At 70.0% G+C, this 11,795-nt stretch carries 10 protein-coding genes; 6 read left to right on the plus strand and 4 right to left on the minus strand.

Annotated elements, in window-relative coordinates; translation table 11 throughout:
- Positions 1-387 precede the first annotated feature (387 nt).
- The 4 genes from HR086_RS38655 (at position 388) to HR086_RS38670 (ending at position 5,421) form a co-directional block, all read left to right on the plus strand.
- Positions 388-837 carry a hypothetical protein gene (locus tag HR086_RS38655; RefSeq protein ID WP_141647435.1) on the plus strand — a complete coding sequence of 150 codons (450 nt, stop codon included), beginning with the start codon at positions 388-390 and terminating at the stop codon, positions 835-837.
- A gap of 48 nt (positions 838-885) precedes the next feature.
- Positions 886-2,319 carry an ATP-binding protein gene (locus tag HR086_RS38660; protein ID WP_174460424.1) on the plus strand — a complete coding sequence of 478 codons (1,434 nt, stop codon included), beginning with the start codon at positions 886-888 and terminating at the stop codon, positions 2,317-2,319.
- Positions 2,316-3,656 carry a sigma-54 dependent transcriptional regulator gene (locus HR086_RS38665; protein WP_141647433.1) on the plus strand — a complete coding sequence of 447 codons (1,341 nt, stop codon included), beginning with the start codon at positions 2,316-2,318 and terminating at the stop codon, positions 3,654-3,656. The genes HR086_RS38660 and HR086_RS38665 overlap by 4 nt, the downstream gene beginning before the upstream one ends.
- A gap of 508 nt (positions 3,657-4,164) precedes the next feature.
- The gene (locus tag HR086_RS38670) at positions 4,165-5,421 is read left to right on the plus strand and encodes a peptidase C39 family protein (RefSeq protein WP_174454649.1); all 1,257 of its coding nucleotides are present in this window, start codon (positions 4,165-4,167) and stop codon (positions 5,419-5,421) included.
- Positions 5,422-5,564: 143 nt separating this feature from the next.
- Here HR086_RS38670 and HR086_RS38675 read toward each other — a convergent pair whose 3' ends face one another.
- A complete protein-coding gene (locus HR086_RS38675) occupies positions 5,565-6,482 on the minus strand; it encodes an SDR family oxidoreductase (RefSeq protein WP_174459676.1) in 918 nt (305 codons plus the stop codon).
- Between the two features lie 124 nt (positions 6,483-6,606).
- Between HR086_RS38675 and HR086_RS38680 the strand changes: the two genes are divergently transcribed.
- On the plus strand, positions 6,607-7,191 hold the full coding sequence (locus HR086_RS38680) for a TetR family transcriptional regulator (protein WP_306663471.1): 585 nt from the start codon (positions 6,607-6,609) through the stop codon (positions 7,189-7,191).
- A gap of 1,185 nt (positions 7,192-8,376) precedes the next feature.
- Positions 8,377-10,038 carry a L,D-transpeptidase family protein gene (locus HR086_RS38685; protein WP_371823410.1) on the plus strand — a complete coding sequence of 554 codons (1,662 nt, stop codon included), beginning with the start codon at positions 8,377-8,379 and terminating at the stop codon, positions 10,036-10,038.
- 3 nt (positions 10,039-10,041) lie between these two features.
- Here HR086_RS38685 and HR086_RS38690 read toward each other — a convergent pair whose 3' ends face one another.
- The 3 genes from HR086_RS38690 to HR086_RS38700 form a co-directional block, all read right to left on the minus strand.
- Entirely contained in the window at positions 10,042-10,455 is a 414-nt protein-coding gene (locus tag HR086_RS38690) for a secondary thiamine-phosphate synthase enzyme YjbQ (protein WP_141647429.1), read from the minus strand.
- Between the two features lie 3 nt (positions 10,456-10,458).
- Entirely contained in the window at positions 10,459-11,205 is a 747-nt protein-coding gene (locus HR086_RS38695) for an alpha/beta hydrolase (RefSeq protein WP_174468127.1), read from the minus strand.
- The coding region (locus tag HR086_RS38700) for a peptidylprolyl isomerase (RefSeq protein ID WP_254626631.1) at positions 11,205-11,795 on the minus strand (591 nt) is incomplete at its 5' end. The genes HR086_RS38695 and HR086_RS38700, both read right to left, overlap by 1 nt.

Consider the following 11,795-nt stretch of genomic DNA (forward strand, 5'->3'; position numbering starts at 1 on the left):
CGGCGGCGGGGGCGGCGGCGGGAGCCGGGGTGTTGGCAAACGCGGTGGCGGCGGCGAGCAGGGCGGCGGCGAACACGGTCTTCATGGAAAGCTCCGTTGAGGGGGGACGACGCGAGATTGCGCCGTATCAGCGGGCAGGCGCTTGAGCAGCACGCGTGCCAGCGGCCTCTTCCGAGTGAGGCGCGGCGCTCGCGGGCCGGACGCTGGGGAGAAACTCCTCAGTTGAAGCTCCAACATTGGGGGCTTGCTCCCCAGACAGGCACTTGTCGCTTTGACGACACCGGGGCACTTGAGCAAGCTTCGCGCCCATCCTCGGCGAGAGGGTATGGGCCCGTGGCACCGCGTCGTCGCGAATCTCTCGCGACCGCGGCGCGGGAGAGACGGTGTATGCGGTTCCTGTGGTTCGCGACGGCTGTGGCGTGGCTGGCGACGGGGTGCGCGCGAATCACGCCTGAGCGCCTGGAGGCGCAGGTCCAGGAGACCTTGCGCTGGCAGCGCGAGTACCAGGTGGAGCGCGAGCGCACCGAAGCGGTGGCGATGCGACTGGCGGCGCTGGAGGCGACCATCGAGCGGCTGACGCAGGAGCGCGCCGAGGTGGAGCAGGGCCGGCTGGCGCTGATGGAGGAGCTGGTGCGCACGGAGGCGGACCGGCACGCGCTGGAGGAGCACAACACGCAGCTGCTCGCGCGCGAGCGGGAGCTGAACGAGCTGCGGGAGATGCACGAGCAGCTCTCCGACGTCTTCTATGAGTCAGCGTTGGAGCGGGCGCGGCGGCGGCTGCCGTCGGCCCGGCAGCCGGACGCCCCTGAAGCAGGCGACGGGACGGCGGTGCCTTGACGGAGGGCTGGGTCCTCGGGCCCGTGCCGCCGTGGTAGAGGTCGGACCCTGGTGAGCTCCCGCACGTCCATTCGCGGTTATCGCGCAGGCTTCTTCTTCGTGGTGGCCCTGCTGTCCGCCGTCACGGCCTTCACGCTGTGGACGGAGGTCCGCACGGGCACGCAGGTGGACGCGCTGGTGCAGGAGGCGCTCGAGCGCGCCAGCCTCATTGGCCGCATCCGCGTGGACGCGCTGTCGCTGGAGTCCGCCATCGAGGCGCACATCCGCGCCACGGACGACGCCGAACGCAAGGCCGCGGACGCGGTGATGGAGGAGATTCTCACCGACATCCGCTTCGCCTCGGAGGCGTACACGCGCAACCTGCCGCCGGGCGACAAGGCGGTGTGGGAGCGCTTCAACGCGGCCTGCCAGGGGTTGGCGGACCAGGTGCGCGCGGCGGCGGTGTTCTCCCAGCGGCGCGAGGCGGACCGGGCGCGCCGGCATCTGGCCGAGCGCATCCGTCCGGTGGCCGCGCAATTGGACGCGCTGGGCGGCTCGCTGTCGGAGGAGAACGCGAACGAGGCGCGCCGGTTGGTGGGGCGCCTGGCGGACCTGCGCGTGCGCAACACGGCGCTGGGCGCGGGCACCACGCTCCTGGCGATGCTGCTGTCCATGCTGGTGGGGTGGCACATCACCACGCTGCTCAAGCGCCAGGACGCGACGATTCAGGGGCAGCTCACGGAGCTGGGGCGGCACAACGAGGAGCTGGATTCCTTCACGCGTCGCGTGGCGCATGACCTCATCAGTCCGCTGGCGCCGCTCAAGGGCTACCTGACGCTCATCCGTCGCACGGGCGCGGTGAAGGACGCGGGCGCGTTGGAGATGCTGGCGCAGTGCGAGTCGAGCGCGGTGCGCATGGGTGAGCTGATTGAAGCGCTGCTGCGCTTCTGTCGCGCGGGCACGCGCGGTGAGCGCACCGTGGGCGAGCTGGACACGGCGGTGACGACGGTGCTGCTGGAGGTGGCGCAGACGGCGGCGGCGCAGGGCGTGGCGCTGGAGCGGACGCTGCAAGCGGGGGTGGCGGTGGATTGTCCGGGGCAGTTGCTGCAAGTCACGGCGCGCAATCTCCTGACGAACGCGGTGAAGTACACGGCGGGCCGGCCGGAGCCTCGGGTGACGGTGAGTGTGTCCACCGAGGGGACGGACGCGGTGTTGGAGGTGGTGGACAACGGCATCGGCATGGGGCCGGTGGCGATGGCCTCGCTGTTCCAGCCGTTCTTCCGCGCGCCGGAAGTCCGCTCGTTGCCAGGGCATGGGTTGGGCATGGCCACCACGAAGCGCGTGGTGGAGGCGCACGGTGGGACGTTGACGGTGCGCTCGGAAGAGGGGAAGGGCACGCGCGTGGTGGTGCGCTTCGCGCGCGTGACGCGGCCGACGGTGGGGAGCACCGTCGAGTCCGTGGAGTCGTCCACTGCTTCCGCGAATCGCAAGGTGGCCTCATGAGTACATCCCGCATCCTCGTCGTGGACGATGACCCTCAGGCGAGGGACTTGCTCCAGCGGTTGCTGGGGCCCCTGGGCGCGGTGTCGCAGGCGGCGCACCCGAAGGCGGCGCAGGAGAAGCTGGCGGAGGGCTCGTTCGACCTGGTGCTGACGGACATGGCCATGCCCGAGCCGGGCGATGGCCTCAAGGTGTTGCAGGAGGTGAAGGCGCACCTTCCGGACACGCCGGTGATTGTGGTGACGGCGTTCGGCAACATCGAGGGCGCGCTGGACAGCATCCAGTTGGGGGCCTTCGACTACCTGGCCAAGCCCTTCGACGTGGACGCGATTCTGCGCGTGGCGCGGCGGGCGTTGGAGCAGAAGCGGTTGGTGGAGGAGAACCGCTCGCTGCGCCAGCACGTGGACCGCAGCGCGCTGGTGGGGCGCAGCCCGGCGCTGCTGGAGGTGTACAAGCAGGTGGCCCGCGCGGCGGCGAGCAACGTGCCGGTGCTGATTACGGGTGAGACGGGCACGGGCAAGGAGATGGTGGCGCGGGCGCTGCACAATCGCTCGCCCCGCTCCAACGGTCCGTTCATCCCCGTGGACTGCGGCGCCATCACCGAATCGTTGATGGAGAGCGAGCTGTTCGGCCATGCGAAGGGCAGCTTCACCGGCGCTTCGGGCGCGAGGCGGGGTGTGTTCGAGGAGGCGAATGGCGGGACGCTGTTCCTTGACGAGATTGGCGACGTGGGGATGAAGGTGCAGTCGCAGCTCCTGCGCGTGTTGCAGGAGGGCGAAATCCGGCGCGTGGGTGAGAGCGTGCCGGTGAAGGTGGACGCGCGCGTCGTCGCGGCGACGAACCGGGACTTGAAGGAGCGGGTGGCGGAGGGCGTGTTCCGCGAGGACCTGCTGTATCGGCTGGACGTGGTGCACCTGCACCTGCCGCCTTTGCGCGAGCGGCGCGAGGACATCCCGGCGCTGGTGGTGCACTTCGCGTCGCGACATGCGCGGGGCGGAGTGAGCCCGGTGGTGACGTCGGAGGCGATGTCGCGGCTGACGGCCTACGACTGGCCGGGTAACGTGCGGCAGTTGGAGAACGTGGTGGCGCGGGCCCTGGCGCTCAACGTGACGGGCGTGCTGGGTCCGCAGGACTTCCCGGAGCCGATTGGCGATGCTCCCAAGCGACTGACGGGGCTGGCGGGAGACATGCCGAGCCTCGCGGAACTGTCGCGGCGGTACGCGGCGCACGTGCTCCAGGCGGTGGGTGGCAACAAGAGCGAGGCGGCTCGGCTGCTCGATGTGGACCGCAAGACGCTCTACAAGCTGCTGGAGGCGTCGGGCGCGGAGGCGGAGTCGTAGGGCCGAGAGGCGTCGCCGCCGTCCGGCTGAGTCGGCGGTGCTTTGCCTCCGAGGGAATCGGAGCGGTGCCTCGCATGGCTCGGAGGCAGCGTTCGTGAGAGGCGAAGCGGGATGCGCGGCTTCGACACTGCCTGAAGGAGTCGGAGCGGTGCCTCGCATGGCTTGGGGGCAGCGTTCGTGAGAGGCGAAGCGGGATGCGCGGCTTCGACACTGCCTGAAGGAGTCGGAGCGGTGCCTCGCATGGCTCGGAGGCAGCGTTCGTGAGGGGCTCCGAGAGGCGGCGAAGCGGGATGCGCGGCTTCGACACTGCCTGAGGGAGTCGGAGCGGTGCCTTGCGTGCCGTGGCGACCGCCTGGTTCGTCACCGTTCAGGTGAGGACCCTTCGGTGCGTGTCATTCCGCTGCGCCTGAGAATGAACGTCGTGGGCGCATGACGTCACGTCGGTGGAGTGCGCCAACGCTGCGATGCGCCTTGTGCTGGGTGGGGCCGGTTTCGCAGACTCCGCGCCGTGAACGCGCGCTCCCTGTCGACGCTGGCTCTTCTCCTTGCTTCCACGCAGACGGCTTGTGTCTCGCAGCAGAAAGGTCGTGAGGACTCACCTTCGGACGAGCCGGGGCCCCCGGCTCGACTGTGGCGGCGCAGCGCCGTGGAGCGCGACTTCGAGCGCTTCACGCGCGAGGGCACCGCGCTCACCGGGGATGGAGCGTTGGTGCTGGACGCGTCGGCGCGGACGGACAGCGTGCCCGTTCCCACGGGACGTAACGAGGACGGTGGCACGCGCTATCACGAGGCAACCTACCGGCTGGGGAGCGCCGTCTCCGAGGTCCAGCTCGTGCCGGGCGGCTTCACCAGCGTGGTGCCGTCCTTCGATGCGCAGACGCCCCCGGGCACCTGGGTGAAGGTGACGCTCGCCGCGCGCATCGAGGGCGCCTGGACGAAGGACTACGAGCTGGGCGTGTGGGCCTTCGACAAGGTGCCCGTGGCCCGGCACAGCGTGGACGGGCAGGGGGACGCGGACGGTCAGGTGTACACGGACACGCTCAACCTCAAGCGTCGCGCGGATGCGCTGCGGATGACGGTGTGGCTGTTCTCGTCGCAGCCGGAGGCCACGCCTCGGGTTCGCGCGCTGACGGCGGCGGTGAGCGACAAGCAAGGTGTCGTCGCGGATGCGTCGTCGGACCGGGCGGCCTGGGGCACCGTGCTGGAGGTGCCCGGCCACTCGCAGATGCTGTACCCCGAGGGTGGCCCCGTGTGGTGTTCGCCCACGTCCACCACGATGTTGCTTGGGTACTGGGGGCGGAAGCTGGGGCGGCCCGAGCTGACCACGACGGTGCCTTCGTCCGCCGACCGGACCTATGACTGGGTCTACAAGGGGACGGGCAACTGGGCCTTCAACACGGCGTATGCCTCCGCCATCGGTGACGGGGCGCTGCACGGCGCGGTGTTGCGCCTGGATGGCTTCGCGCAGGTGGAGCGGCTCATCGCCGCGGGCATTCCGGTCAGCATCAGCATCGCCTACGAGGAGGGGGAGCTCACCGGCTCGCCCGTGCGCAGCTCGGATGGGCATCTCATCGTGCTGAAGGGCTTCACGCCCGAAGGCGATGTCGTGTGCAATGACCCCGCGTTCAAGACCGACGAGACGGTGTCCGTGACATACAAGCGCGACGAACTCTGGCGCGCGTGGCAGCACTCGCGGGGCGCGGCCTACGTGCTCTGGCCTTCCGGCACGGCGTTCCCCGCGGAGGTCATCGGACTGCTGCGCTGAACCGGTGCCCTCGTTCCGGGCAACGCCACGGTCCGGGGCGCCGAGAGTTCATCGCGTCGGGCGCGCGTTCATCGCGTCGGGCGCGCGCTCATCGCGCCGGGCTCGCGCTCATTGCGCCGGGCTCGCGTTCATCGCGCCTCGTGTCACACGGAGGGCGCAGGCTCGAAGTAGTGGCGCTCGGCGAGGTCGGCGAGCAGCCCCGGATGTGTCGGCTGCCAGCCCAGGAGGTCGCGCGTGTGCGCGCTGGACGTGGGGTTGTCGAGCTGGGCGAAGGCGGCGAGGAAGCCGAGGTAATTGCTCGCATCTCCAGTCGAGACGCTCCTGGCCGGTAGTCCGAGGCCACGGCCGATGGCCTCGGCGATGTCGCGAAAAGAGATGCCTTCCTCGGCGACCCCGTGGATGCGAGAGCCCGCGGGCGCGACCTCCAACGCCAATCGGTAGAGTCGCGCAGTGTCGAGCGTGTGCACCGCCGGCCAGCGGTTGGCGCCGTCCCCGACGTAGGCGGCGAAGCCGTTCTTTCGTGCCATGGCGATGAGCGACGGGACGAAGCCCTGATGGTCGAGCGAGCTGTGTACCGTCGGCGCGAGGCGGATGACGGAGGACCGGACGCCGCGCTTTCCGAGCGCGACCACCGCATTCTCCGCGTCGATGCGGGGGCCGCCCGCGAGCGCATCATGTTCGGTGCCAGGGCGACCGAGCACGGCATGAGCCAGCGCGAGCGTCCCCGCCGTGCCCACGAACGGCTTGCCAGAGCCCTCGAGCACCGCGCTCATCGCTTCGATGGCGCGGAGGTCGGCCATCACCGCACCCGCGTAGTCGCCGGTGAAGGCCACGTCATGCTTGAACGCGAGGTGGATGACGCCATCCGCGGTGGCAGCGGCCTCCCGCAGACCTTCGAGGTCATCGAGGTTGCCTCGCCGCACCTCCGCGCCAGCGGACCTCAGGGCGGCGACCGAGGAGTCGGAGCGGGCGAGCCCGACGACCTGGTGGCCGGCCGAGAGCAACTCGCGGATGACCACGGAACCGATGTGCCCCGATGCACCCGTGACAAAGACGCGCATGTGAACCTCCGATGTCAGAAGCTGACATGACTTCTAACACCTGATGTCAGTCGCTGCAATCAGGTAGGGTGGCGCCATGGGTCGTTGGGAACCGAACGCGCTCGAACGCCTGCAAGACGCTGCGATGCAGCTGTTCCAGGAGCGCGGGTACGACCGCACGACGGTGGAGGAGATCGCCGCGCGTGCGGGGCTCACCGAGCGGACATTCTTTCGCTACTTCGCTGACAAGCGAGAGGTCCTGTTCTCGCGCTCGAAGGAACTCGAGGCGCTCATCGTCAACGCCATCGCGGATGCTCCGAAAGGGATGGCTCCCATCGATGTTGTCGCCGCCGCGCTCGAGGCCCTCTCGCCGGGATTCGAGGAGCGCCGTGCGCACGCATCCAAGCGGCAACCGCTCATCTTGGCGCACGCGGAGCTTCGGGAGCGCGAGCTGATCAAACTCGCGTCACTCGCCTCGGCGATGGCGGAGAGCCTCCGGGGACGTGGCGTCGAAAAGACGGTGGCCAACCTGGTCGCCGAAGCGGGCATCGCCATCTTCAAGAGCGCGTTCGAGCGTTGGGTCGAGGACACGAAGAAGCACGAGCTCGCGCATCATGTGCGCGTGGCACTCGCGGAGCTGCGGCTCATCACCGCCGGAGCGAGCGTGGCTCCTTCCTCGCCACTCCCGACCAGGAAGGCACCGCGACGCAGCCGCTCCACCTCCCGGTAGGCTCGAGGAGCGCGGGGCCGAGTGACGCGGGATATGTCTCACGTGAGACATGTCTCGGGGTATCCGGGGCCATAGGGGATTCCTCTCGTGCGGGAGACGGGCAGGGCCCCTCCATTCCGTTGCATGTGACATCCACCGTCAGGACCGCACGGATTACGCACCCGCGCGGAGTCGCGCGCAGGCGGCCCCACCTCGGACGACGTTGAGCAAGCGGGCGAGCCCTCGTACCGTGTCGTCCACATGCGACGTTGGCTTCAGCTCGCCCTTCTCCTGCCTGGAATCGCCTGCACGCCTTCGTCGAAGACGGAGGATTCCCCCTCTCCCGTTGAAGGTGTAGCGCCGAGCCCGTCCCTCCCCACGACAGGCAATCCCTCCGCGCCCACGGAGTTCGTCCAAGAGGGAGGAGGGAAGCAAGCAGTCCCGTCGTCTCTCCCCACGGAAGCGCCGACCGTGGCGGGAACCCCGGTGTCGCCTCCTGCGGATGCGACCGTCCAGGGGAGTCCAGTGGCGCCCTCGACCGTGGCGGGAGGCGCTGGCGCGCCGACCTCGGGCGGGAGTGTCCAAGACAGTCCAGCGGCGCCGTCGGCTCAGCCTCCGACGGTCGCGGGAAGCTCGATGTCTCCGACCTTGGGCGGGAGTGTCCAAGCGACTCCGGTGGCACCCTCGGCTCAGCCTCCGACGGTCGCGGGAAGCTCGATGTCTCCGACGTCGAGCGCGACCATCCAAGGGGGTGCTGTGTCTCCCATGGCAGAGGTTCCGACCGTCGCTGGAAGCACGGTGTCGCCTCCCTTGGGCGGGAGTGTCCAAGCGACTCCGGTGGCACCCTCGGCTCAGCCTCCGACGGTCGCGGGAAGCTCGATATCTCCGACGTCGAGCGCGACCATCCAAGGGGGTGCTGTGTCTCCCATGGCAGAGGTTCCGACCGTCGCTGGAAGCACGGTGTCGCCTCCCACGGGAGCGACTGTCCCAAGCAGTCCAGCGGCTCCGACGGTAGAGGCTCGGCCCGGTGTGGTGTCGCCCTCCGCGGGGGCGAACGGTGCTCAGGTCGCGGGCACGACGGTTCCCGCGGGAGATGCCGCCGTGCCCGCTCATGGCCCCGTGCCGAACGGGCTCACCTCCGCTGAGACAGTCGGCTCGGAAGACGGTGGCACGCCACGGTCCGGAGTGGCGGGAAGCCAGGCTCCCGTGGCCTCCACTCCCGGAGACCTGCTCGCCGCCTGGAATCGGACCGCGCCCGTGCTCGACACGGATGGGGGACCCTCGCGTCCGGCTTCCGCCGCGCGTCCAGGCTCGGACTCCCGCGACTCGGAGGACGATTCCTCCGCGCACGACGAGCCCTCGCTCGCCATCGACCCCGCGCTCAGCGCGATGCCCAAGCCCGAGCGCCACGAGGACGCCCCCATCGTGGACCCCGAGGAGTCACCGCCTCCACCCGCCGAGCAGCTCGTCGTCATCCCCGACAAGCGGAACCCGGGCGTGGAGCTGGTGCTCGGCCCGGATGGTGAGCCGCTGGAGGACACCAGCCTCGTGCTCGACGACCCATCCCTGGAGCCCGACGAAGACACCTCCGGCACCCCCACTGCCAGCGGCGCTGACGCGGGCACCGAGCCCGTCGCGATTCCCTATCAGCCCGACGCGGGCTCGCTGCGCGTGCGGCGCTCCATCGCGGTCCGCTCCGCGCCTCGTCAGGACGCGCCTCCCCTGGGCACCGTGGCCCAGGACATGCGCGTGCTCTGGAAGGGCGAGACGGCCATGCGCGGCCCCGAGTGCGAGACCTGGGTGGAAATCCAGCCCCGTGGTTGGGTCTGCGAGCGCTACCTGGAGCGCAACTTCCGCGAGCCTCGCGTCAGGGATTTGCCCCGCCTGCGCGAAGGCGAGCTGACGCCCGGCACCTATGCCCGCGTCGTGGGCAAGCGCGTGCGCGCCTACCCGAGCCTCGCCCTGGCCCGTTCGCGCAGACGGGGTGTGCTGCTGAAGGGCTCGGTGACGGTGCAGCTGCGCGGACAGGTGCGCGTGGGTCGACGCACCTTCTGGCGCACGACGGATGGCCAGTACCTGGAGGCCCGCGTCCTGCGCGAGTACCGGCCCTCCGCCTTCGTCGGCGTGGACGCGGACCAGCTGTCGGAGCTGTCCTCGCCCTTCGCCTGGGCCCAGTCGCGCGTGAAGCCCACGGCGCCCATCGAGGTGAAGGTGGCCCCGGACGCGAAGGCCGCTCGGGAGACGGTGCTGCCCCCTCGGACCCTCGTGGCCGTGCGCGAGCTGTCTCCCGACGGCAACTGGGTGCTCATCGCGGAGGACCACTGGGTGGCGCGCGAGGACCTCCACGTCGCCTGGTTCACCCACGCACCCCCCGGTGTGGAGCCCGGCGCGCGATGGCTCGACGTGGACCTGGATGCCCAGGTGCTCGTCGCGTACGAGGGCGAGCGCCCCGTCTACGCCACGCTCATCTCCTCCGGGAAGCCCGGCACGGACACCCCCGAGGGCCTCTACCGCGTGTGGATCAAATTCGCGGAGGCCGACATGACGGGCAACGGCACCGCGGGCAATGACACCTACCGCGTGGCCACCGTGCCGTGGACCATGTTCTTCGAGGAAGACTACGCGCTGCACACCGCCTACTGGCATGACCGCTTCGGCGAGCCGATGAGCCACGGCTGCGTCAACCTCGCGCCCAGGGACGCTCGGGCCCTCTACGGCTGGGCCGCGCCGGAGGTCCCCACCGGCTGGTCCATGGTGCACGCCACGCCCGAATCGCCCGGCTCCTGGGTGCGCATCCGGGGGCAGGCGCGCATCCCCCTCAAGGAGCGCAAGGTGCGCGTCGTCGCCAGCACGCGCGGACTGCGCTGACGCTCAGCCCACCACCGACACGGTGACGCGTCGGCGGTGGGGCGAGGCGCGGTGCTCCCAGACGTAGACGCCCTGCCACGTCCCCAGGCTCGCCGCGCCGTCCTTCACCGGAATGCTCAGCGAGTTCTGCGTGAGCACCGTGCGCACGTGCGCGGGCATGTCGTCGGGCCCCTCCGCGTCGTGCACGAAGAGGGGGTCCCCGTCCTTCACCAGCCGCGCGAAGAAGGACTCCAAATCCCGGCGCACGTCGGGGTCCGCGTTCTCACACAGAATCAGGGACGCGCTCGTGTGGTGGAGGAACACGGTGCACAGGCCCTGCTTCGCGCCGCTGTCCGCCACCGCTTGCTGCACGTCCCGGGTGATGTCCGTGAAGCCGCGCCCCTGCGTGGGCACCGTGAACTCCTTCGCGTGGTACATGCCTCAGTCCCCCAGCCGCGCCTTCAGGAACGCGGCCAGCCGCTCCAGTTCCTCGACGTCCAGCGTGTGCGGTCCATCGAAGGGGAAGAAGTCCACGGACAGCCCCGACTGCACCAGCGCGTCGCGCAGCCGCTCGCCCGTCGCGAAGGGCAGTACGTCATCGTGACGGCCGTGGCCCTGGAACACCGGCAGCCCTTGCCGGGCCTGGGCCTTCTGCTTCCACTCCGCCTCCGCGATGAGTGTGCCCGACAGGATGAACAGCCCGGCCGGCCGTTCCTCCAGCCGCAGGGCCACGTCCGTCGTCACCATGCCGCCCTGGCTGAAGCCGCCCAGGACGATGCGTCCATAGGGCAGCTTCGACGTGGTCGACAACGCGTCCACCACGGACATGAGGGCTCGACGGGCGGCGGGAAGCCCCTCGGGCACTTCCTTCGAGTAGGCCTCCCAATCCCGCATCTGTCCGCGCATGAAGGCCTCGGGCAGGTGGAACCAGGCGCGCCCCTGGGGCATGCCCCACTGGGCCATCGTCAGGGGGCCGGCGGGAACGACGAAGCGCACGCGCTCCGCCAGCACCGGCTCCATGGCCATCAGCTCCGGCACCAGCGACACCAGGTCCGTCCCCGCGGCGCCGAGGCCATGGCAGAGAATCACCGCCAGGTCCGGCACGGTGCCCTCGGCGAGCCCGTCCACCACCTGGCAGTCCAACTCGCCCAGGCGCGTGGACACGAGTCGGAGGTTGCGTCGGTCCATCACTGCGCGCCGGCCGCGTCCGCGAGGGTAATCTTCTGGATGATGACGGGGTCCACCGGGCGGTCGCCCGGGCCCGTGGCGACCTTGGAGATCTTCTCCACGACGTCATAACCCTTCACCACCTCGCCGAAGATGGTGTGCTTGTTGTTGAGGTAGCTCGGCGTGGACGTGGTGATGAAGAACTGGCTGCCGTTGGTGCCCGGTCCCGCGTTGGCCATGGCCAGCAGGCCCGGCTTGTCGAACGTGCGACCGCTCTGGAACTCGTCCGCGAAGCGGTAGCCCGGGTCACCCCGGCCGGAACCCGTGGGGTCTCCACCCTGAATCATGAAGCCCGGAATCACGCGGTGGAAGACGACGCCGTCGTACAGCGGCTTGCCCGTCACGCGCTCACCGTTGCGAGGGTCCGTCCACGTCTTCTCACCCGTGGCGAGCCCCACGAAGTTGGACACCGTGTTCGGCGCGTCCTTGGAGAACAGCCGCACGACGATGGGGCCCTGGTTCGTCTCCAGCGTGGCCTGGATGTCCTGGCCGCCGTACGCCTTCTTCATCCACTCGCCCGGGCCTTCCGCTGCGGGCGCGGGGGCCTTGGG

Origin of the sequence: Myxococcus sp. CA039A, from assembly GCF_013336645.1 — a bacterium.
Lineage (GTDB): Bacteria > Myxococcota > Myxococcia > Myxococcales > Myxococcaceae > Myxococcus > Myxococcus llanfairpwllgwyngyllgogerychwyrndrobwllllantysiliogogogochensis.

Coding starts and splice junctions, on each gene's coding strand:
- HR086_RS38675 (WP_174459676.1), bottom strand. CDS start 6,482: ATGCGCGTCTTTGTCACGGGTGCATCGGGGCACATCGGTTCCGTGGTC.
- HR086_RS38665 (WP_141647433.1), top strand. CDS start 2,316: ATGAGTACATCCCGCATCCTCGTCGTGGACGATGACCCTCAGGCGAGG.
- HR086_RS38695 (WP_174468127.1), bottom strand. CDS start 11,205: ATGGACCGACGCAACCTCCGACTCGTGTCCACGCGCCTGGGCGAGTTG.
- HR086_RS38680 (WP_306663471.1), top strand. CDS start 6,607: ATGCAGCTGTTCCAGGAGCGCGGGTACGACCGCACGACGGTGGAGGAG.
- HR086_RS38655 (WP_141647435.1), top strand. CDS start 388: ATGCGGTTCCTGTGGTTCGCGACGGCTGTGGCGTGGCTGGCGACGGGG.
- HR086_RS38690 (WP_141647429.1), bottom strand. CDS start 10,455: ATGTACCACGCGAAGGAGTTCACGGTGCCCACGCAGGGGCGCGGCTTC.